The 21,114-nt window shown below is 71.8% G+C and carries 17 protein-coding genes; 10 read left to right on the top strand and 7 right to left on the bottom strand.

Annotated features, from left to right (window positions below; genetic code table 11):
• Nucleotides 1-2 precede the first annotated feature (2 nt).
• The 3 genes from FOJ82_RS07175 to FOJ82_RS07165 all read left to right on the top strand — a co-directional run bounded on the left by FOJ82_RS07175 (nucleotide 3) and on the right by FOJ82_RS07165 (nucleotide 3,898).
• A complete protein-coding gene (locus FOJ82_RS07175) occupies nucleotides 3-1,253 on the top strand; it encodes a DUF58 domain-containing protein (protein WP_143937775.1) in 1,251 nt (416 codons plus the stop codon).
• The gene (locus tag FOJ82_RS07170; protein WP_143937774.1) at nucleotides 1,250-3,427 is read left to right on the top strand and encodes a transglutaminase TgpA family protein; all 2,178 of its coding nucleotides are present in this window, start codon (nucleotides 1,250-1,252) and stop codon (nucleotides 3,425-3,427) included. Before FOJ82_RS07175 ends, FOJ82_RS07170 begins: the two co-directional genes overlap by 4 nt.
• 75 nt (nucleotides 3,428-3,502) lie before the next feature.
• On the top strand, nucleotides 3,503-3,898 hold the full coding sequence (locus tag FOJ82_RS07165; RefSeq protein ID WP_185975667.1) for a DUF3040 domain-containing protein: 396 nt from the start codon (nucleotides 3,503-3,505) through the stop codon (nucleotides 3,896-3,898).
• 4 nt (nucleotides 3,899-3,902) lie between these two features.
• On the opposite strand, the gene dinB is transcribed toward FOJ82_RS07165, so the two are convergent.
• The 4 genes from dinB to FOJ82_RS07145 are packed head-to-tail and all read right to left on the bottom strand — an operon-like array spanning nucleotide 3,903 to nucleotide 9,419.
• Nucleotides 3,903-5,078 carry a DNA polymerase IV gene (gene dinB / locus FOJ82_RS07160; RefSeq protein WP_143937772.1) on the bottom strand — a complete coding sequence of 392 codons (1,176 nt, stop codon included), beginning with the start codon at nucleotides 5,076-5,078 and terminating at the stop codon, nucleotides 3,903-3,905.
• Nucleotides 5,075-8,818, bottom strand: coding sequence for a DNA polymerase III subunit alpha (locus FOJ82_RS07155; protein ID WP_143937771.1), 3,744 nt, complete (start codon nucleotides 8,816-8,818; stop codon nucleotides 5,075-5,077). The genes dinB and FOJ82_RS07155 overlap by 4 nt, the downstream gene beginning before the upstream one ends.
• Nucleotides 8,815-9,147 carry an SAV_6107 family HEPN domain-containing protein gene (locus FOJ82_RS07150; RefSeq protein ID WP_143937770.1) on the bottom strand — a complete coding sequence of 111 codons (333 nt, stop codon included), beginning with the start codon at nucleotides 9,145-9,147 and terminating at the stop codon, nucleotides 8,815-8,817. The genes FOJ82_RS07155 and FOJ82_RS07150 overlap by 4 nt, the downstream gene beginning before the upstream one ends.
• Nucleotides 9,147-9,419, bottom strand: a complete 273-nt coding sequence (locus FOJ82_RS07145; RefSeq protein ID WP_143937769.1) for a DUF6504 family protein — start codon at nucleotides 9,417-9,419, stop codon at nucleotides 9,147-9,149. The genes FOJ82_RS07150 and FOJ82_RS07145 overlap by 1 nt, the downstream gene beginning before the upstream one ends.
• 250 nt (nucleotides 9,420-9,669) lie before the next feature.
• Here FOJ82_RS07145 and FOJ82_RS07140 point away from each other — a divergent pair, with 250 nt between their 5' ends.
• The 4 genes from FOJ82_RS07140 (at nucleotide 9,670) to FOJ82_RS07125 (ending at nucleotide 13,987) form a co-directional block, all read left to right on the top strand.
• Nucleotides 9,670-9,939 carry an acylphosphatase gene (locus FOJ82_RS07140; protein ID WP_143937768.1) on the top strand — a complete coding sequence of 90 codons (270 nt, stop codon included), beginning with the start codon at nucleotides 9,670-9,672 and terminating at the stop codon, nucleotides 9,937-9,939.
• Nucleotides 9,940-9,976: 37 nt separating this feature from the next.
• Nucleotides 9,977-11,158, top strand: a complete 1,182-nt coding sequence (locus FOJ82_RS07135) for an FAD-binding protein (RefSeq protein WP_143937767.1) — start codon at nucleotides 9,977-9,979, stop codon at nucleotides 11,156-11,158.
• The gene (locus tag FOJ82_RS07130) at nucleotides 11,155-11,709 is read left to right on the top strand and encodes a DUF1707 SHOCT-like domain-containing protein (protein ID WP_143937766.1); all 555 of its coding nucleotides are present in this window, start codon (nucleotides 11,155-11,157) and stop codon (nucleotides 11,707-11,709) included. The genes FOJ82_RS07135 and FOJ82_RS07130 overlap by 4 nt, the downstream gene beginning before the upstream one ends.
• Nucleotides 11,710-11,770: 61 nt before the next feature.
• Nucleotides 11,771-13,987, top strand: a complete 2,217-nt coding sequence (locus tag FOJ82_RS07125) for a HelD family protein (RefSeq protein WP_143937765.1) — start codon at nucleotides 11,771-11,773, stop codon at nucleotides 13,985-13,987.
• Here FOJ82_RS07125 and FOJ82_RS07120 read toward each other — a convergent pair.
• A complete protein-coding gene (locus FOJ82_RS07120) occupies nucleotides 13,941-14,840 on the bottom strand; it encodes a methylenetetrahydrofolate reductase (RefSeq protein WP_143937764.1) in 900 nt (299 codons plus the stop codon). The genes FOJ82_RS07125 and FOJ82_RS07120 overlap by 47 nt on opposite strands.
• 74 nt (nucleotides 14,841-14,914) lie before the next feature.
• Here FOJ82_RS07120 and FOJ82_RS07115 point away from each other — a divergent pair, with 74 nt between their 5' ends.
• Nucleotides 14,915-16,084 (top strand): pyridoxal phosphate-dependent aminotransferase, encoded by a 1,170-nt coding sequence (locus tag FOJ82_RS07115; protein ID WP_143937763.1) that lies wholly within the window; start codon nucleotides 14,915-14,917, stop codon nucleotides 16,082-16,084.
• Here the strand turns inward: FOJ82_RS07115 and FOJ82_RS07110 are convergent.
• The gene (locus FOJ82_RS07110; RefSeq protein ID WP_143937762.1) at nucleotides 16,071-16,862 is read right to left on the bottom strand and encodes a carbon-nitrogen hydrolase family protein; all 792 of its coding nucleotides are present in this window, start codon (nucleotides 16,860-16,862) and stop codon (nucleotides 16,071-16,073) included. The genes FOJ82_RS07115 and FOJ82_RS07110 overlap by 14 nt on opposite strands.
• Nucleotides 16,863-16,927: 65 nt before the next feature.
• On the opposite strand from FOJ82_RS07110, the gene FOJ82_RS07105 reads away from it, so the two are divergent.
• Both FOJ82_RS07105 and FOJ82_RS07100 read left to right on the top strand, forming a co-directional pair.
• On the top strand, nucleotides 16,928-18,019 hold the full coding sequence (locus tag FOJ82_RS07105; protein ID WP_143937761.1) for a polyprenyl synthetase family protein: 1,092 nt from the start codon (nucleotides 16,928-16,930) through the stop codon (nucleotides 18,017-18,019).
• Nucleotides 18,009-20,387: an HAD-IC family P-type ATPase gene (locus FOJ82_RS07100; RefSeq protein ID WP_143937760.1), complete on the top strand. Its 2,379-nt coding sequence runs from the start codon at nucleotides 18,009-18,011 to the stop codon at nucleotides 20,385-20,387. Before FOJ82_RS07105 ends, FOJ82_RS07100 begins: the two co-directional genes overlap by 11 nt.
• Here the strand turns inward: FOJ82_RS07100 and FOJ82_RS07095 are convergent.
• The gene (locus tag FOJ82_RS07095) at nucleotides 20,360-21,037 is read right to left on the bottom strand and encodes a beta/alpha barrel domain-containing protein (RefSeq protein ID WP_143937759.1); all 678 of its coding nucleotides are present in this window, start codon (nucleotides 21,035-21,037) and stop codon (nucleotides 20,360-20,362) included. The genes FOJ82_RS07100 and FOJ82_RS07095 overlap by 28 nt on opposite strands.
• Between the last annotated feature and the right edge of the window lie 77 nt (nucleotides 21,038-21,114).

The following is a 21,114-nucleotide window of genomic DNA, read 5'->3' as shown; positions in this document are numbered from 1 at the left end:
ACTTGCGCGCCCCACTCCTGCGGCTGACGGGTCGGGGACTGGCACTGCTGGTCCTCGGCGCCGCGATCGCGATCGCGGCCGCCGTCATCGGCGAGCCCGACGTGGTGTGGATCGGGCTGCTCATGGTGGTGCTGCCCGTCCTGGGGCTCGTGCTCGTGGGCCTGACCCACCCCCGGCTGCGGATGCAGCGCAGGGTGGAGCCGGAGGAGGTGCCGCTGGGCAGCCGCCCCCGGGTGGTGATCGAGCTGGAGAACCGCTTCCCGGCCTCGGTCTCGGCACTCGACTTCCGCGACAGGGCGCCGTCGGAGTTCGGCTCCGACGCCAAGTTCTCGCTCGTGCGCGGACTCGGCGCCTGGCAGCAACCCGTCGGCTACGAGCTGCAGGCCAACCACCGCGGCCACTTCCGGCTGGGACCGCTGCGCGCCACCGCGACCGACCCGATGGGGATGGCGAGCTACAGCTGGTCCGTCCCGGGCGACGACGCGACGCTGAGCGTCACGCCGCGGGTGCACCCACTGGCACGCCTCAAGGACAGCATGGGGGCGGGCTCCTCCGGCGACGCCACCCCCCAGCGCATCGGGCAGGCCGGCCAGGACGACGTGCTGGTGCGGGAGCACCGGCACGGCGACGACCTGCGGCGCGTGCACTGGCGCATGAGCGCCAAGCAGGGCGAGCTGATGGTGCGTCTCGAGGAGCACCCCTGGGACCCGTCGGCCACGCTGGTGATCGACACCCGCGCTGGGGCGCACTTCGGCGAGGGCCCGGAGGGGACCCTCGAGTGGTGCATCTCCCTGGGCGCCTCTGTGGCGGCCGAACTGCTCTCAGCGCGCTACCGCGTGACGATCCTCTCCGCCGACTCGGAGGTGCTGTCCCCCGGCCACGTCGACAACCTGAGCGGCCGGCAGCGGATGCTGCGCCGCCTGACCGATGTGACGCCGTCGGAGGCCAGCACCCTGATGGAGGGGCTGGAGGACTCGACCGGTACCGGCAACTCCCAGTCCATCGTCGGGGCGCTCGGCCTGCTCGGCGCAGGCGACGCGGCGGCGCTGACCGCCGTGGGTTCCCGCATGCTGCAGTGCGCCGCGCTGGTCCCCGACGCCGCGGCGTTCGGTGCGGGCGCGGCCGTCGTCGCCGCCCACGACGACGCCTGTCGCCTGCTGGAGGCCGAGGGCTGGACCATCCAGCGCTATCGGCCCGGGCAGTCCGTACCCGATGCCTGGCTGGCGATGCTCGCACGCAGGGAGGCACGATGAGGTTCACCCACTCCCCCCTCAACTCCCTGGTCATCTCGGTGACCGCGTTCCTGTCGGCGCTGACGCTGCAGCCGATGCTCGTCGACGGCGCCTACCTGACCTGGGTGGGTCTGGTCGTGGCGACCTCGGGCGTCGTCGGGGCTCTCGGCGCCGTGGCGCGCGCCCCGCGGATGCTGACGATCCTGCTGCAGTTGGCAGCCATGCTCGTCCTGCTCGTGTGGAACGGCCTGGACCGGGCCGCCACCATCACCGGCGGCACCGACACGGGCCCTGTCGGCGCGCTGGTGGCGCTGGCGCGATCCGGGAGCACGACGGTCCGCGAGGGGGCGCTCCCGTTGCCGAGCGAGACCGGCCTGCTGTGGCTGATAGCCGCGATCCTCGCGCTGGTCACCATCACCCTGGAACTCCTGGTCAACGGCCTCGAGCAACCGGCCTGGGCGATGGCGCCGCTGAGTGTGCTCTACGGGATCGGCGCCCTGGCACTGCCCGGGGAGATGAGCTGGCGGCACTTCGCCCTGGTCGCCGTGGGCTACGTCGCGATCCTCCTGGCCACCACCGGTTTCGGCAGCGGCCGACGGGCGGGCACCCGCGCGCAGGTGGGTCAGTTCCAGGCGTCCCGGGTGGTGGTCGGCGTCGCGCTCGCGGTGGTCGCGGCACTGCTGGCCCTGCTGCTGACGCCGTCGGTGCCGATGGGCCCCAAGCAGCCGTGGCTCGAGGCCGGCCAGGACGCACCGATCCAGCTGTCGGACCCCACCATCGAGTTGAACCAGAACCTGAACCGGCCGCAGGAGACCGAGGTCCTGACCTACCGCACCGGCACCGGCGAGCCAACCTACCTGCGCACCGTCGCCCTCACGCGCCTGACCACGAGCGGGGCGCAGCTGGTGCCGATGCAGTTGGAGACCGGCGGCCTGGGCGAGATTTCCGCGCCGGGGACGGAGATCGAGATCGAGGTCGAGATGGACTTCGGTTCGGAGTACCTGCCGGTACCGTTCGCCGTCGAGTCGTTCCAGGCCGACGGCCGCTGGGCCCACGACCCGAACACCCGCGCCGTCGTTGCGACCGGCGACGACCGGCTCAACCAGACCGTCGGCCTGGGCTACCGCGCCCGCGCCGTCGCGCCCACCCCGTCGTTGGAGGAGGTCTCCGTAGCCGCGGCCGGCGCGGACCCCGCCGGCAACGAGACGCTCCGGGTCCCCGAGGGGATCGACCCCGCCGTCACGACGCTCACCCAGGAGGTCGTCGCGGGCGCAGCCGACGACGGCGCGAAGGCACTGGCCATCCAGTCCTACCTGCGCTCGGAGCAGTTCCAGTACACGCTGACGGCGCCGCAGTCGACCAGCCTGGACACCATCAGCGAGTTCCTGCTGAACACCAACGCCGGCTACTGCATCCACTTCGCCTCCGGCATGGTGACGATGGCCCGGATCTCCGGGATCCCCGCCCGGATGGCGGTCGGGTTCACCCCGGGCGAGGCCAACGAGGACGGCAGCTTCACGGTCACCACGCACAACATGCACACCTGGCCGGAACTCTACTTCGAGGGTCTCGGCTGGGTGCCGTTCGAGCCCACCAAGTCCGTCGCCTCGCCGCCGGAGTACACCAACCCCGACGTCGCCTCCACTGCGGAGCCGTCCGCCTCCCCCAGCCCCTCACCGTCACCCACCTCCGGCGAGACAGACCTGCCCGAGGTCACACCGACACCCACCACCCAGGACGGGCGGGGCGACGACGCCGAGGAGCCCACCTCGCTCGCGGGCCTGTGGATCGCGCTGGGAGTGGCCCTGGTGGCGGCGCTGCCGTTCCTGCTGCGCACGGGACAGCGCTTCTGGCGCCTGCGGGCCGGGCAGGAGCCGTCGGAGGCCGCGGAGGCCGTCTGGGACGAGGTGAGGGCCACGTTCATCGACCTCGGGATCGAGTGGGACGACCACACCCCCACGCTCGCCGCCGCCGGCATGACCAAGGACATGCCGCTGTCCAGCGCTCCCGTGCTGGCCGACATCGCCTCGACGGTGGAACGTGCCCGGTTCTCCCGCCACGGCGCCGACGTCTCGACCTTGGCGGAGCAGGTGCGAACCCTCCGCAAGGACCTGGTGGCCGTGCAGCCCGGCGGGTCGCACGCACGTGCCATGTTCCTGCCCGCTTCGCTCCTGCGGACCCGCTCGGGGACGTAGTCTGGGGACACCCCCTTTAACCCGGTGCGGGGCAGACATACAATGGGGCATCGGCCCACACGCAAGGAGTTCGGGATGGCTTTGTCAGAGCAGGAGCGCAAGCTGCTGGAGCAGCTTGAGGCGTCGCTCATGGCCGACGACCCGAAGTTGGCGGAGACGCTCAGGGGAACCGGCACCGTGAAGGTGCACCGACGACGTGCGACGCTCGCCGGACTGGGCTTCATCGCGGGCATCGTGGTGCTGATCGCAGGCGTCCAGGTCCACCCCGTCGTCAGCATCCTCGGCTTCGTGCTGATGCTGGTATCCGCCATCGTCGGCGTGAACTCGTGGCAGCGCGTGGCCGGCGAGGACGACAAGGGCGAGTCCCAGAGCGCACCGCACGACGGCTCCGGCCCGAAGCCGTCCAACCAGGACTTCATGGAGAAGCTCGAGGAACGCTGGCGCCGTCGCCAGGACGGCGGGGACAACTGACCCGCTAGGACGCCTTCCGCGTCAGCCTCGCCCGCCGCACCGCCGTCGGGCCGAACCGCAGCACCACCCGGTCCATCGCCGCCTCCGCCTGCGCCCACCCCACCTCCGGCTCGTCCAGGGCAGGCTGCAGGTAGGTCTCCTCCTTCGGCACCAACTTCTCCACCCGCACCCCCACCCGCCGGATCCTGGCGCGCTGCAGGTTCAGGCGCCGGAACAGCCGCATCGCCTCGGCGTGGACGTCACCCGTCAGGTCCGTGGGAGCCTTCAGCGTCCCGGTGCGGGTGATGGTGGTGAAGTCCGCGAACCGCACCGACAGCGTCACCACCCGGCCGACCATCTTCTGGGCCCGCATCCGTGAGGCGGTCCGCTCGGCCATCCGCAGGATCTCGGTGGTGACGACCTCCACGTCGTCGGTGTCGCGCGAGAAGGTCTCCTGGGAACCGATGCTGTGCTCGGCCGGCTCGCGTGCGATCACGGACCGCTCGTCGCGGCCCCAGGAGAGGTCGAACAGCAGCGCACCCAAGCCGTCGCCGAGCGCCCGCTGCAGCGTCGTCCTCGGGGTGTTGGCCACGTCGCGCACCGACTTCAGGCCGAGCCTGTGCAGCTTCTCGGCGGTCACCTCCCCGACGCCCCAGATGGCCTCCACCGGCAGCGGGTGCAGGAACTCGATGACGTCGTCGGGACGCACCAGCCGCAGCCCGTCGGGTTTGGCGGCCTTGGAGGCGAGCTTGGCGATGAACTTGCTGGGGCCGATGCCGACGGAGCACGCCACGCCCTGCTCGTCCATCACCTGGGCGCGCAATCCCTCCGCGATCGCCACCGGGTCGCCGCCCAGCCGTCGCAGGGCACTGGTGACGTCGATGAACGCCTCGTCGATGGAGACCATCTCCACCTGGTTGGTGATGGCACAGAAAATCTCCTCGATGGCGTCGGAGACGGCGCCGTAGCGGTCGAAGTCGGGGTGGATGACCGCCACCTGCGGGCACAGTCTGCGGGCCCTGGTGGAGGGCATTCCCGACGTGATGCCCCAGGCCCGGGCCGGGTAGTTCGCCGAGAGCACCACGCCGCGGCTGGAGCCGCCGACGAACATCGGCACCGTCCGCAACTCCGGGTGCCGGGCCATCTCCACGGAGGCGTAGAACGCGTCTATGTCCACGTGCATGACCACCGGTGCACTCATCGTCCCGCGCTCCCCGGGCTGGAGTGCCACAGCTTGCGCGGCGCCTCGGCCGCGCCGGTGCCGGCGGGCTTGACGTCGGCGTACGGCGACTGCTTGAACCCGCTGGCGTGCACCAGCACCCGGCGCCGGCCCATCCCGCCCGCGCGGGTGTGGTCCTGCGGATCCGGCGGCGGCTCCTCGTCCTGCCCCTGACCGTCGCCGGCGAGCGTCCTCGCCCGGGCGACCCGGCGCTCCTCGTCGTCCCCCCACTCGTCGGGGATCCACTCGCCGACGATGCCGTAGCCCTCGGGCACCTCCTCGATGATCTCGGTCACCGCACCCATGGCCTCCTCGGGCGTCGCGCCGCCCTCGACCGCACTCGCCCAGGCCTCGTGGACGTGCCCGAGGTCCCACGCCCCGGTGGCGCGGATGGAGATGCCCCGCGGTCCGGTGCGGCGGATCACGCCACGTACCAGCAGCATCCAGCTGTTGAACACCGTCGCGGCGTACGGGCCCTGGACGTTCTCGAAGAAGGTGGCGTCGACGGGTCCGGTGGAGTCGTCCAGGGTCAGGAAGACCACCCGCCGCCCGGAGCGCACCGGCGGCGTCTGCGTGGCCACCTTCACCCCGGCCACGAGCACCTCGGAGCGGTTGCGCCGCTCAAGGAGGGTGCGCGAGCTGGTGGCCCCGATGGCGGACAGGAACGGCAGGTAGCGCTCCATGATGTGGTGGCTGGCGTCCAGGCCGAGGATCTCCAGCTCGGCCTTGAGTCGCTCGTCGTCGTCCATCTCCGGCAGCCCGGTGGCGACGAGGTCGCACTCGGCCTCGCCGTCGTCGAAGTCCAGGGCGCCCTGCACGAACTGCTCGGCCACCTCCGCGGCTCGGCTCTGGGCGCGGGCGAGCGAACCCGGGTCGTCGGCGACCACCTGCGTCCGACGCCGTCCCCGGGACCTGGTGGCGGTGCGTTTGTCGGCGCGGCGCAGGCGCTGCAGGTCCGCCAGCGCCAGCAGCAGGTCCCGTCTGGTGATCCGGGTGCGGGACTGCACCCCGGCGCGGGCACCGATGCCGTAGCAGGAGTCGAACGCCCCGGCGAGGACGAGGTTGCGGGCCACCGGCTCGTCCACCCTGGCCCGGTTCCAGAAGTCGCTGAGCGAGGCGTAGGGCTGGCCCGCGACGATCCGCTCCACCTCCGTCCCGCTGATCCCCTTCACGTCCGCCAGCGACAGGCGGATCCCCCAGCCGTCGGGCGGCAGGTGCTCGGCCCGGTAGGTGCCGTGGCTGCGGTTGACGTCCAGGCCGAGCACCTCCACCCCCATGCGGCGGGCCTCCTCCAGCAGCAGCCGCTTGGGGTACATCCCCGGGTCGTGCGTGAGGACGCCTGCGATGAAGTGGGCCGGGTGGTGCCGCTTCAGCCACGCCGACTGGTAGGTGGGCAGCGCGAACGCGGCGGCGTGGGCCTTGCAGAATCCGAAGGAGGCGAACTGGACCAGGATGAACCACAGCTCGTCGATGGTGGCCTCCTCGTAGCCACGTTCCCTGGCCCTCGGGTAGAGCCACTCGCGGACCTGCTCCTGGCCCTCCTTGTCCCCGAGCGCACGGCGCACCTCGTCGCCCTGGGCGAGCGAGCAGCCGGTGGCGATGCTGATCAGCATGATGATCTGTTCGTGGAACACCACCACCCCACCGGTCTGCTCCAGGGCGGGGATGAAGCTGGGGTGGAGGTAGTCAGGTTCCCGCCAGCCCTGCCGCGCCTCCAGGAACGGGGTGACCATGTCGGACTTCACGGGGCCGGGCCGGAACAGGGAGATGTCGATGATGATGTCGGCGAAGGTCTCCGGGCCGAACTTGCCCACCAGTTCCCGCTGCCCGGGGGACTCGATCTGGAAGCAGCCGAGCGTCTGTCGGTTGCGGATCATCTCGTAGGTGGCGTCGTCGTCGAACGGCGCCAGGGCGTCGATGTCAGGCACCGGACCCGCCTCGGGGGTACGTGCCACCTCGTCGAGCGCGTGCGCCATGGCCGACTGCATCCGGATGCCCAGGACGTCCAGCTTCAGCAGCCCGAGGTCCTCGACGTCGTCCTTGTCGAACTGGCTCATCGGGAAGCCGCCGTAACTGGCCTCCATGGGCGTGCGCTGACCCAGCGAGGAGTCGCTCAGCAGCACGCCGCACGGATGGAGGGCGATGTGCCTGGGCAGTCCGTCGAGGGACTCCACCAGTTCGAACAGCACCTCGAGCCGCTTCTCGCCCAGTCCGGCGGCCCGCAGCTCGGGGAGGTCCCGCAGGGCCGCGCGGGCGTCACGGGCGCGGATGTGGGGGAACGCCTTGGCCATGGCGTCCACCTCCACCGGCGGCAGGCTGAGGGCGGCGCCGACGTCGCGGACGGCGTGGCGCACGCGGTAGGTCTCCAGCATCGCGACGCAGGAGACCCGCTGCCCGCCGAACACTTCGAGGATCCGCTCGTAGATCTCCGTACGACGGTGGGACTCGACGTCGAGGTCGATGTCCGGCAGCGCCACCCGCAGCGGCGAGAGGAACCGCTCCATCAGGAGGCCGTGCCGGATCGGGTCCACCCCGGAGACCCCGAGTGCGTAGTTCACGAGGCTCCCTGCTCCCGAGCCACGGGCCGCGCACCGGATGCCCAGGTCGCCGATTAGGCCCACCACGTCGGCGACGGTGAGGAAGTAGGACTCGAACCCGAGCCTGCCGATCACGGCGAGTTCGTCGTCGAGGCGGTCCAGCACCTCGCGCGCCGGGGTGCCGTATCGCTCGGCGATCCCCGACTCGCAACGAGCCCGCAACACCGCCGGGGCCTGCTCGGGAGTGGTGCCGAGGGTCTCGAACTCGGGCAGCCGGATCTCCCCCAGCCCGATGTCGTCGATGGGGTGCAGCCTGCACTCCTCGCCGAGTTCCCGGGTGCGGCCGAGCAGGGCCTCGACGTCGACCCCGGCCAGGCGGGCCACCTCCCGGGCCGCCTCCGACATCGCCGGCGTGGACTTCAGGTGGCCCTCGGCGTTGCGACGATCCACGTTGCGCAGGTCCAGCGGCACCAGCCTGCGAGCGGCGTCGAGGACGTCGGCGGTGGCGGCCTGCTCGCGGCGGGCCATGCGCACCATGTTCGTCAGCACCGAGCGCAGGCCGAGCTCCTCGGCGAGGTGGACCATGCCTGCGGCCTGGTGCGCCGAGGTGGGGCCACGGCCGCCGGTCTGGTGGTTGGTGGCGGCGACCACGAGGGAGTCCCCCACCAGTTCACGCCAGCGGGCGGCCTCGTCGCGGGCACCGTCGAGGTCACCGGCGGCGACGAGCTCCCCGAGGCGCGAGTCCGCGCCGAGCATCACGACGACGTCCCGGCCCGCGCACTGGGCGCCGACGAGTTCGGCGGTGGCCACGGGGTCGGAGCGCTCGCCGGAGAGGTGGACCCGGGTGATGAGCTGGCACAGCGTCCCCCAGCCGCTGCGGGAGCGGGCGAGGACGACGGCGCGCGGGAGCCGCTCGTCACGCAACTGGCCGCCGCGGGCCGCGGTGGGGCGGCGCACCGGTGTGCCACCGGCACCGATGGCGAGGTCCACCCCGACCACCGGCATGATGCCTGCCTTCAGGCACGCCTTGGCGAACCGGACCGCCCCGTAGAGCCCGTTCCTGTCGGTCAGCGCGAGGGTGTCCATGCCGTGCTCCGCCGCGGTCTCCACCAGTGCACCCGGGTGGGATGCGCCGTACTGGAAGGAGTAGCCGGAGGCCACCCTCAGGTGGGTGAAGGGCGTCATGAGGCACCCCTCTCCCCGACCCGTCTGACGCGGCGGGCGGCGTCGACGCAGAAGCGTTCGAGGTCACGGGCCAGGTCGTCGGCCTCGCGTGCGCTGATGATGGCGTGCTCGCCGGCGGCGGCCACCTCGACCCGCGTCGACAGGTAGCCGAAGAAGGAGGCCCACTCGCCCAGTTCGGGCGCGACCAGTCCCAACAGTTCCCAGACGTCGTGGCGCCCCCGGAACCGTCGCGGCGAGGCCGAGATCACCTTCAGCGCCACCTGCTCGGCCTGCCGGTGGGCGTGGACGTAGCGGTCCGCTGGGCGCGGCGTCGGATCAGTCGTGGCCATCAGTCGCTCACCGCCTGCAGCACCCAGTCCTCGTCGCCCACGGAGTGGGCCAGTTCGTAGACGCCGCGGTGGGAGCCGTTGCCGGCCTCGACGCGCCAGACCTCGCGCTCCCTGGTGAGGTCGCCGGTGCCGGGCTCCGGGTGCCGCCACCACGCCGTCGAGCGGCTCCAGCGGCCCTGGACCTCCTTGACCAGGAGCAGCCTCCCCCGCCAGATGAACTGCCTGGGTTGATCGCTGAACAGCACGTGTATCGGTTCTTCGTAGCTGCGCATGTGGGCCTCCCGGGATCGGTGTCCGCCCGGCGCTCCGGGCGGGATGTGCTTCAGAGATTCGACCCTCGTCGGGAAGCTTCGGGTCCGGCGCAGGGGTCGAGTCCACGCCGGACCCGAAGCGGCCCAGGTGTATCGATCGGTTCGAACCGAGCCCTTCCCCAAGACCCTCGGATTCGAACGACTGTTCGATACGTGTCCCACTATAACCCCACCCTCCGACAGGTGGTCAAGGGCGGGGCAGGATGGGGACATGAGACGCGTGCATGTCATCGTGACCGGGACCGTGCAGGGGGTCGGGTATCGCTGGAGCACCCGGCTGCGGGCCGAGGGGCTCGGTCTCGGCGGGTGGGTCCGCAACCGTGGCGACGGCGCCGTCGAGGCCGAACTCGAGGGGCCGGAGGACGCCGTGGAGCAGCTGCTGGACTGGATGGCCGACGGCCCGCCCGGCGCCCGGGTGCGCGACTTCCGGACCGCGGAGCTGGACCCGACCGGGGCGAAGCACTTCGAGGTCCGGGCCTGAGTCCGACACCCCGGACGCTGTCGCTATCCTCAGCCCCATGACCCTGACTGTGCGCGGCCCCTCGATCGCAGGGATGGCCGCAGCGGCAAGGTTGGCGCGGCTGGGCCACCGGGTCCGCCTCGTGACCGACGGCGAGGCGCTCGGCACCCGCTGGGCCGCCGCCCCGGGGCCGGGCGGCCACCTCGTCGACGCGCTGCCGCAGGTCATCTCCCTCCCGGCCACTTGGCGGGACCTGTTCAAGAAGTCCGGCGGCCACCTGCAGGCCGAGCTCAACCGGGCCCGCCTGGGGTGGGCCGAGGCGCCCGCCGCCGTGCACCGCTTCGCCGACGGCACCGTCGTCACCCTGCCCACCGGCCGGGGGGCACAGCACCGGGCCGTGGCGACCGCCTTCGGCGCCGGGGCAGCAGCCCGGTGGCGGAACCTGGTGGACGGGCTCGACGGGCTCTGGCTCGCCTACCGCCGGCACGCGCTGGAAGGCGTGGCTCCCGTCACCACCCGCGAGCAGCGCCGCAGCCTGTGGCTGGACCGCAGCCTCGGGGACCTGGCCGCAGACCTGCCGGCACCCCTCGGCCGCGTCGTCACGGACCTCGGGGACTCGCCCGGCTCCCCGGGCCTGCTCGCCGTCCGCCTGCACGTGGAGCAGCTCTTCGGGCGCTGGCAGCTCGTGGACGCCGACGGTGTCCCGCAACGGCCGTCCGTCCTGGTGGACCTGCTGGCGGCCCGGCTCGCGGAGCGCGGCGTCGAGGTGGTGGAACGGGGCACCTCCACCCCGGACGTCGACTGCCGTCCCGCCCGCGCCCGGACGTCGCTGGTCCCCGCCCGCGGCCCCGGACCCGCGCCGGCACCGCAGGTGGTGCACGAGCTCCGGGAGGGAACCGTCGAGGGCGGCGCGGAGACGGTGGACCACAGCGGCCGGCGGCCCGTCACCACTTGGCTGCGCCCCGCCCCGGGAGGCGTCCTCGCCACTGTCCACGACCACAACGCCCCCACCAGGGATCCGGCCTGGGGGCTCGAGACCCGCAGCGCCCGGCACTGGCTGCGGCGCCCGCCGGTGGTCTCGGACGTGCTGCGGGCCTCCGCCTCGTCGCCCGCCGGTGCGGAGCCGTGGGCCGAGCTGGGCAGCGCTGCACTGGCGGTCTACGAACTGCACGAGCGCCTCACCGGCGAGGACCCCCGGCCCACGAACAAGGACTTCCGCCCCGGTAGGCTTGGACGATGAGCACGCAGAGCCCCTGGGCCGGTTTCAGCACCGACCCCCGTGGGCGCGCCGGCCGCCGGTTGCGCGCCTCGGACAGGGACCGCGACCACGCCGCCTCGATCCTCGCGAACGCCTACGCCGAGGGGCGCCTGCGCGCCGAGGAGCACTCCGAGCGCCTCGACGCGGCACTGGGCGCCGACCACCTCGGGGACCTGGTCCCCATCATCTCCGACCTCGTCGTTCCGGCCCCCGCGTCACCCGGTGCCCGGCCCAGCCGTTTCCGCCGCAAGGACGAGCCCGCCCCCGGCGCGACGGGGTGGCACCGCAGGGAGCTGGCCGTCCGCACCGGCCCGGGACTCCCCGACCGGAGCAGGAACAGGGTGCTCGCCTACGGCCTTCCCATGCTGGTCGTCGTGGCGGTGACGGCGTTCGTGGTGCTCGGGCACATCCCCTTCGGGTTGCTGGGAGTGGTCCCGCTGCTCGGGGTCTTCGCCCTGCGGCGCACCCGCGACCGGCACCCCGGCCACGGTGGCAGCGACCAGCTGCCCGATCCCAACCGGTACGACTCCTGACGGACCCGGTGGCGCGGCGGGGTAAGCTTGTACGTCAGTCTCTAGTTGAGGATGCAATCTTTTGACCACTTCACGCCATGACCTGGACCGAGAAATCGCTCTGGAACAGGCCCACGTCGACAAGGTCTACGCCAACCTCGCGAACGCGACGGCGAGCGCGAAGCAGGTGGCCCGCCAGGGCCGCGAGATCTTCTTGTCGGACCGTACCAACTGGATGCGCGAGGAGGACGGCACCGCGCTGTTCGAACGCGACGCCTTCGCCTACCAGGCGGCCAGGCGGTTGGCGGTGCTGGACGCGGAGCACGAGGGACTGGTCTTCGGTCGGCTGGACATGTCGGAGCCCGCCGACGAGGTCCGCCACATCGGCCGCCTGGGCGTGCGCGACCAGGAGTACGAGCCGCTGGTGATCGACTGGCGCGCCCCGGCCGCCGAGCCGTTCTACCGGGCCACCCAGACCGACCCCATGGGCGTGGTCCGGCGTCGCGTGCTGCGCTGCCGCGACGACAAGGTGGTCGGTCTCGAGGACGACCTGCTGGACACCGACGCCGAGACCGACCTGCCCATCCTCGGCGAGGGTGCACTGATGGCGTCCTTGACCCGCGCCCGCGGACGCACCATGAAGGACATCGTCGCCACCATCCAGGCGGAGCAGGACGAGGCCATCCGCGCGCCGTACCAGGGCGTGACGGTCATCGCCGGCGGCCCCGGCACCGGCAAGACGGTCGTGGCACTGCACCGCGCCGCGTACCTCCTCTACTCCAATCGCGCCCGCCTCGAGAAGGGCGGCGTGCTGGTGGTGGGCCCCTCGAACGTGTTCATGAACTACATCGAGCGCGTGCTGCCGAGCCTCGGCGAGGACTCCGTCACCCTCAAGGCGATCGGTTCCGTGGCCAGCGACGTCCTCGGCATGGCCAGCGAGCGGGTGGACCGTGCCTCGGCCGCAACCCTCAAGGGCAGCCTCCGGATGCTCGACGTGCTGCGCCGACTGGTGCGGCTGCCGCTGATCTCCGGCCCGGAGACCCTGCGCGTACGCGTGACGGTCAAGGGCGAGGTGCTGATGCTCCACGAGGACGAGCTGAACCGGATCCGTGACAACGTCCTGTCACACACCAAGCTGAACCGCGGCCGGGGCCAGGCCCTGGACCAGGTGGTGGCCGCGCTGGCCCGCAAGCTGTCCGACGACGTCGAGCTCGGGGACGACGAGGTCGAGTCGCTGATCCGTGAGCAGGCGAGCCTGCAGATGTTCATGAACGCCTGGTGGCCCGCGCTCAGCACCCCACAGGTGCTCGCACGCCTGGCCGACCCCCGCATCGTCGAGCAGGTGGCGCCGAGACTCACCCCCGAGGAGCGCGCTGACCTCGTGGAGAGCTACACCTGGCTGCAGCACGACGGCGAGGACTCCGAGATCACGGGTTGGTCAGTGGCGGACATGGCGCTGCTGGACGAGCTGCTCGACATCCTCGGCCCCGCACCGGTGGACCCCGACGACTCCGACGAGCCCTTGTTCGTCGGGTTGGACGCGGTCAACGAGCTGGTCACCACGGCCGACGTGCTGCGCTCCGAGCGCGTCGAGGACCCGGACGCCGACCCGCAGCGCACCTTCGCGCACATCCTCGTGGACGAGGGCCAGGACATCACGCCGATGCAGTGGCGCCTGCTGCGCCGTCGCGGGCCCCAGTCCTCCTGGACGATCGTCGGGGACCCGGCGCAGAGCTCCTACCCCCACCAGGACGAGACGGCCAGGTCGCTGGACGAGATCGTCGGCCGCGGCCCGCGCCGCACGTTCACGCTGAGCACCAACTACCGCTCCCCGCAGGAGGTCTTCGACCTCGCGGCCAAGGTGATCGTCAAGGTGTTCCCCGAGGCGGACCTCCCCCGGGCCGTGCGCTCCACCGGCGTGGAGCCCAAGCTGGCCACCACCACCCCGGCGGACCTCGACGCGGACCTGCTGCGCCACGTGCGGGAGCTGGCCGGCCAGGTCAGCGGCACCGTCGGCGTCGTCGTCCCCGCCTCCCGCCTCACTGCGGTGACGAAGCTCACCATGTCCGACCCGAAACTGGCCGCCCTGGAGGCGCGCCTGGTCGTGGTCACCGCCCTGCAGGCCAAGGGCTTGGAGTACGACGGCGTCCTGGTGCTCTCTCCGGACGAGATCGTCGCGCAGGCCCCCGGCGCCGAGCGCGTGCTCTACGTCGCCCTCACCCGCGCCACCCAGCGGATGACGACGCTGGACGTCACCGAGCCCGGTACCCCGGCAGCCTGGCGATCACTTCTGTCGTAGCCATCCAGCGGTTCTGCGTGAAGAACTGCAGGCCGGGCGCGCCCGCCTCGAGGACCTCGAGGCACACGTCGACGGCCCGCTGGATCCCGATCCGGCGCACCTCCGCCGGGTCCCCGGCGGCGTTCAGCTGGGCGACGAAGTCGGCGGGCAGTTCGCAGTCGGCGAGCTGCGCGAAGCGCTCGACCTGGGTGATCACCGTCAGCGGGGCGATGCCCGGGATGATCGGGATGTCGCACCCGCGAGAACGGACCCGGTCCACGAGCTCGACGTAGCGGTGCCCCTCGAAGAACAGTTGCGTGATGGCGTAGTCGGCCCCGGCCGCCGCCTTCTCGACGACGATCCGGGCGTCGAGCTCCGGGTCGTTGTCCGGCTGGTGGACGTTCGGGAACGCCGCCACTCCCACGCAGAACTCGCCGCGGGACTTGATGAACTCCACCATCTCGGTGGCGGTGGCGATGCCTTCGGGGTGCTGCTCCCACGGCACGTGCGGCCCACCGGGCATGTCACCGCGGATCGCCAGGATGTTGTGCACGCCGGCGTCCTCGAAGGCACCGAGGGTGCGGGCCGTGTCCTCGCGGGACTGCGATACGCACGTGAGGTGACCCACCGTGAGCGTGCCACGGGCGGCCAGCAGGCGCGTGGCCTCGATCGTGCGGTCCCTGGTGGACCCGCTCGCCCCGTAGGTGACCGACATGAAGTCCGGCTCCAGCTGCTCCAGCTTCTCAACCGTCGTCCAGAACTTCTGCTCCTCCTCGCTCCTACGGGGCGGGAAGAACTCGTAGCTCAGCAGTGGCGAGTCGGCCGCGGCGAGCAGTTGGGCGACGGTCCTCGGGTCGTGGGGGGCGGTGGACATGCGGCCAAGGATAGGAGAAGCCGCTCCCGCCGACGGACCGCCCGGCCGAGCATGAGATGCGTAGGATCGACGTCATGCCTGCAGCCGACCGCCCACGAACAGTCTCCCGTCTCGCTGCCTTCCAGGGCACGATCTTCGCCGAGATGTCCGAACTGGCACGTGTCCACGACGCCGTCAACCTCGGCCAGGGATTCCCGGACTGGGACGGCCCTGCACGGATGCTGGAGATCGCCCGCGAGCAGATCGCCGCCGGCAACAACCAGTACCCGCCTGGCCGGGGGTTCGCCGAGCTGCGGCACGCCGTCGCCCACGACAGGCACTCGCGGGGCGCGGGCACGTTCGACCCCGACGAGGAGGTCCTCGTCACCGTCGGCGCCACCGAGGCGATCGCGGCCGGCGTGCTGGGGTTGGTGGAGCCGGGCAGCGAGGTGATCCTCCTCGACCCCTACTACGACTCCTACGCCGCCGCGGTTGCGCTGGCGGGCGCGAGGCGTGTGAGCGTTCCGCTGGCACGCGACGGCCACCGGTTCGGCGTCGACCTGGACGCGCTGCGCCGCGCCATCACCCCCGCCACGGCGATGCTGGTGGTGAACTCCCCCCACAACCCCACCGGCACGGTGTTCACCTACGCGGAGCTGCGCGGCATCGCCGAACTCGCGGTGGAGCACGACATCCTCGTGCTCGCCGACGAGGTGTACGAGCACCTCACCTTCGGACCGCCCCACATCCCGATCGGGACACTGCCCGGCATGAGGGAGCGCACCGTGAGCGTCTCCAGCGCCGCCAAGACGTTCAACGTCACCGGCTGGAAGACCGGATGGGCCCTGGCACCCAAACCACTGCTCGACGCCGTGCTCACGGCCAAACAGTTCCTCACCTACGTCGGCGCCGGACCGTTCCAGCCGGCGGTGGCCCACGCGTTGCGCCATGAGCAGGCGTGGGTGGCGCGGTTGCGCGACTCGCTGCGGGGCAAGCGGGACCGGCTCAGTGCTGCACTCGAGGCGATGGGCCTGACCCCGGCCGCCAGCGACGGCACGTACTTCGTGTGCGCGGACGTCCGCGGCATCGGGGCCGACGACGCCGTCGAGTTCTGCCGCCGGCTGCCGACCGAGCGCGGCGTGGCCGCCATCCCCGTGCCGGTGTTCAGCGACCACCCGCAGCAGTGGCGCACCACGGTGCGGTTCGCCTTCAGCAAGCAGGACGCCGTCCTGGACGAGGGCGTGCGCCGCCTCAGCCTGCGCTGAGCACCGCCGCGTTGCGAAGCACCGGCAACTGTTCGCGGACCTCGCCGACGGTACTCGGGTCGACGTCCACCACCACGAGTTCCGGGCCGGAGCCGAGCTCGTGCAGCACCGCGCCGTCGGCGGCGACCACCATCGACGTCCCCACGCCCGTGGGAGGGCCGCTCACCTCGACGTCGTCGACGCCCGCCTGGTCGACGGCCACGACGATCGAGGTGCAGTCGAGCGCCCTGGCCGTGGTGAGCGTGCGCCACTGGTGGACCTTGCCGGGGCCGGGCGCCCACGCGGCGGGTACCAGGACCACCTCCGCGCCGCGTTCCGCGAGGGTGGTGAACAGCGCCGGGAAGCGCACGTCGTAACAGGTTGCCAAGCCCACGCCGACGCCACCGATCTCGACGACCACGGGCTCGGAGCCGGGCGCGACGTCATCGGACTCGCGGTGGCCAAGGGCGTCGAAGAGGTGGATCTTGTCGTAGCTCGCCTCCACGGCCCCGGTCACCAGGAGGGTGTTGTGTACGCGCCCGTCGGCGGCGAGGGTGAACATCCCCGCCACCACCGTGATCCCCAGCCTGGTGGCCAGCTCCCGCACCGTGGTGGCCCACGAACCGTCGAGGGGCTCGGCCACCTCCGCGGGCGAACCGGTGAAGGAGCACATCGTGGCCTCCGGGAACACCACCAGTTCCGCTCCGGCGGCGGCGGCGCGGCGGCACAGGTCGCCGACCAGTTCCAAGTTGGCCTGCGGATCCGTCGAGGCCGTGATCTGGGCGAGTGCGATGCGCATGTCCATACTCAACCACCCGGGGATGGGTGATGTCCCCGATTGTCCCTACCAATAGACTCGGAACCGTGCAGCCAGATCCCTCGAACCCCCTCGGCCCCGAGTTCCTGAACGGAATCGGCGGCGCCATCTCCGACTTCCTCGACGGTCAGGCAGACGTCGTCGCCGAGATCGGCGGCACCCCGATGCTGGAACTGGCGCGCACCTTCAGCGCCGGCGGCAAACGGCTGCGCCCGGCGTTCTGCTATTGGTCGCACGTCGCCGCGGCCGGCCATCCCGAGGACGCGACGGCGCTGCTTCGGGCCTCCGCATCCCTGGACCTGCTGCACGTCTCGGCGCTGGTCCACGACGACCTGATCGACGCCTCCGACACCCGGCGCGGGATCCCTTCCGCGCACCGCCAGTTCGCCGCCCACCATCGCGCGGCCGGCGGACGGGGCGACGCCGACGACTACGGCACCGCGGCCGCGATCCTGCTCGGGGACCTGCTGCTGGTGTGGAGCCTCGAGCTGTTCGAGAACTCCGGGATGCCGGCCGAGGCCACGGCGCGGGCACGCACGAAGCTGGCGTCGATGCGCACCGAGGTGACCGCCGGGCAGTTCCTCGACGTCAGCGCTGCCCACGGAGTCACCGGGTCGGCCACCCCTGCCGAGGAACTCGCCGACGCCCGCCGCATCCTGGAGTACAAGACCGCCAGCTACTCCGTGCGCCGCCCCGCGCAGGCGGGTGCCGCGCTCGGCGGCGACGACCCACGCCTGCAGGCCGCCCTCGGGGAGTTCGGCTCCGCGCTGGGCGCCGCCTTCCAACTGCGCGACGACGTGCTCGGCGTCTACGGCGACGAGGCGGCCACCGGCAAGCCCACCGGCGGCGACCTGCGTGAGGGCAAGCGCACCATCCTGGTCCTCACCGCGCTGGACCGCGGCGACGCCACCCAACGGCGCACCTTGGAGGCGATGCTCGGCCACCAGGAACTGACCGACGAGCAGGTCGCCACCGCCCGGGACGTCATCGAGGCCACCGGCGCCCACGGCCACGTCGAGGAGCTCATCGCACGGGGAACCGCCGACGCGCTCGCCGCGCTGGGGTCCGCGGAGATGACTCCCGAGGGCCGCACCGCGCTCACCCGGCTCGCCGAGCTGAGCGTGAAGCGTGACCGATGACCCGCACGGGGGCCTGACCAGCGACGAGGTCGCGCAGCGGGTCTCCGAGGGAAAGGTCAACATCCTCCCGGCCCGGTCCGGCCGGAGCACCGGCCAGATCGTCCGGGCCAACGTGTTCACCCGTGTGAACGTGATGCTGTTCATCCTGTTCGTGCTGGTGATGGCGACGGGCCAGGTCACGCAGGGCCTGTTCGGCACCCTGATCATCGCAAACTCCATCATCGGCATCATCCAGGAGCTGCGGGCGAAGCGGACCCTGGACAGGCTGGCCGTGGTGGGCGAGGCCCACCCCACGGTGATCCGGGACGGGCTGCGCCACACCATCAGCCGCGACGAGGTGGTCCTGGACGACCTGATCGTCGTCGGCCCGGGCGACCAGGTGGTGGTCGACGGCGAGGTGGTCTGGGCCGATTACCTCGAACTGGACGAGTCCATGCTCACCGGCGAGGCGGACCCCGAGCCGAAGGTCATGGGTGACGAGGTCCTCAGTGGCGCCTTCGTGGTCTCCGGCACCGGCTACTACCGCGCACGGAAGGTCGGGGCCGACGCCTACGCCGCCCAGATCACGGCCCAGGCCGCCAGGTTCACACTCGTGCGCTCCGAGCTTCGGCAGGGCATCGACGCCATCCTGAAGTTCATCAGCTTCATCCTCGTGCCGGTGGGCCTGCTGACCATCTGGGTGCAGTTCAACCAGGACGACACCACCTGGCGGGAGATGGTGCTGCGCATGACCGGTGCGCTCGTGCCGATGGTGCCCGAGGGCCTGGTGCTGCTCACGTCGATGGCCTTCGCGCTGGGCGTCATCCGGCTGGGTCGCCGCAACGCCCTGGTGCAGGAGTTGCCGGCGATCGAGGGCCTGGCCAGGGTGAGCGTGGTCTGCGCGGACAAGACGGGAACCCTCACCCAGAACGCAATGACCCTGGGCGAGATCGTCCAGGTCGACGGGGCCGACCAGGAGCAGATCCGCGAGGTCCTCTCGCAGCTCGTGGCGGCGGACCCCACCCCGAACGCCTCCATGCAGGCCATCGCGGGGGACGTCGCCCCGGCGCGGGACCGGTGGCAGGTCATCGGCAGGGCGCCGTTCACCTCCGCCAAGAAGTGGTCCGGGGCGTCCTTCGCCGGTCACGGCAACTGGGTGCTGGGCGCGCCGGACGTCCTGGCAGGTGGCGCGGTGGCGCGGCGCGCGGAGGAGATCGGCGCGACGGGACGCCGGGTACTGCTGCTGGCGGAGGCTTCGGCGGTCGTCGACGCGCCCGACTCGCCGGGCGACCTGTCACCGATGGCACTGCTGGTGCTGGAGCAGCTGCTGCGGCCCGACGCCGGCGAGACCCTCGAGTACTTCCGGGGCCAGGACGTCGCCGTCAAGGTCATCTCCGGCGACAACGCGGCCTCCGTGGGTGCCGTCACGCGCCAGTTGGGCGTGTCGACGGAGGACGCGGTCGACGCCCGGGGCCTCCCCGACGACGACACCGCGTTCCGGGCGGCGGTGAACGGCGGCAGCGTCTTCGGGCGCGTCACCCCGCAACAGAAGCGCCGCATGGTGGATGCCCTGCAGTCCGAGGGCCACGCCGTCGCGATGACCGGCGACGGCGTCAACGACGTCCTCGCCCTCAAGGACGCGGACCTCGGGGTCGCGATGGGTTCCGGTTCCCCGGCGACGCGTTCGGTCGCCCAGATCGTGCTCCTTGACGACCGGTTCGCGACCCTGCCGCACGTGGTGGCGGAGGGCCGCCGCGTCATCGGGAACATCGAGCGGGTCGCGAAGCTGTTCCTGACCAAGACCGTCTACGCCGCCACCCTGGCCCTGCTGGTGGGGGTCATGGGGCTGCCAAGCCCGTTCCTGCCGCTGCACATGACGATCGTGGGATGGTTCACCATCGGGATCCCGGCGTTCCTCCTCAGCCTCGCCCCGAACCGGGAGCGGGCCCGCCCCGGGTTCGTCCGGCGGACGCTCGCCGCGGGGATTCCGTTCGGCCTCATCATCGCGACCGTCTCCTTCGTCACCTACTTGGTGACCCGGGGCCTGGGGGACGTCTCGGACGCCCTGCAGGTGCAGGCCTCCACCGCCACCCTCGCCGCGCTGATCATGACGGCCTCCTGGGTGCTCGCGGTGGTATCGCGCCCATGGTTCGTGTGGCGGCTGGCGCTGGTGGGGTTCGGCTACGCCTTCTACGCCGCGATCTTCCTGTGGGAGCCCGCGGCCACCTTCTTCCACCTGGACATCTCCAACACCGCAGCGATGGGTGCGGGCCTCGTGGCGGGCCTGGCCGGGATGGGTGCGGTGGAACTGACCTGGTGGGTCACCGCAATGATCCGCGGGGACCGCCCCCGTGTCCTGCCTCAGAGGCCGGCGGCCGCCAACCGGTAGGCCTTGGCGTCGGCGTCGCTGCTCCAGGCGTGCTCCACGGCCGCCCTGACGGCGCCGACGCGAGCCACGGCATCCGGGTCGTCGAGCACCGCGTCGGTCAGCGCCACCCGACGGGCACCGGCCGCAAGGAACGGGGCCACTGACTGCGCGCTGAAGTCGCCGAGGACGAACCAGGGCAGCGCCTCGCTGCTGAAGGGCCGCTGCCGGGACACGGCCTCCACGAAGGGCGGGGAGTCAGTGTCGTCGGCAGTGAGCGGCCCGACGAAGAGGTACTGCCATTCGTCACCCGGCCGCCTGACGGTCCGCGCGTCGCAGGCGTTGCGACCCAGCAGGCTCCACTGGTGCCCTCTGGGGTAGGACCCCCAAAGCTTCCAGCCCGGCCTCTCCAGGTGCACGACGTCGGCCGAAGCGTCCTCAGCGCAGTCGCCGTTGGTGGTTGCCAGCAGCAGCGGCACGTGGGCGTACACCTCGCGGAAGGCTCCCAGAGTGTCCGCGTCTCGGGAGTCGTCGCCGCTGGCCTCGAGCACCAGCAGGTCCACTCCCGCCCGGATCACGGGGGCGAGCCGGTCGATGTCGGACTGGTCGGAGCGGGCGTGCAGCGCAACGCGTGCGAGCGCCAGTCGCGAGCCAAGACTCATCAGTGCAGTCACGTCCCCAGCGTAACCGGCGGACCCCCGGTCGGGGCGGCGATGCGGATTTCTGTGTTTGTCGGTGGCCCGTGCGATAC

It is taken from the genome of Tessaracoccus rhinocerotis (genome assembly GCF_007197885.1).
Lineage (GTDB): Bacteria > Actinomycetota > Actinomycetes > Propionibacteriales > Propionibacteriaceae > Arachnia > Arachnia rhinocerotis.
The sequence above is the reverse complement of the archived record's forward strand: the minus strand, read 5'-3'. Positions and strand labels throughout refer to the sequence as shown.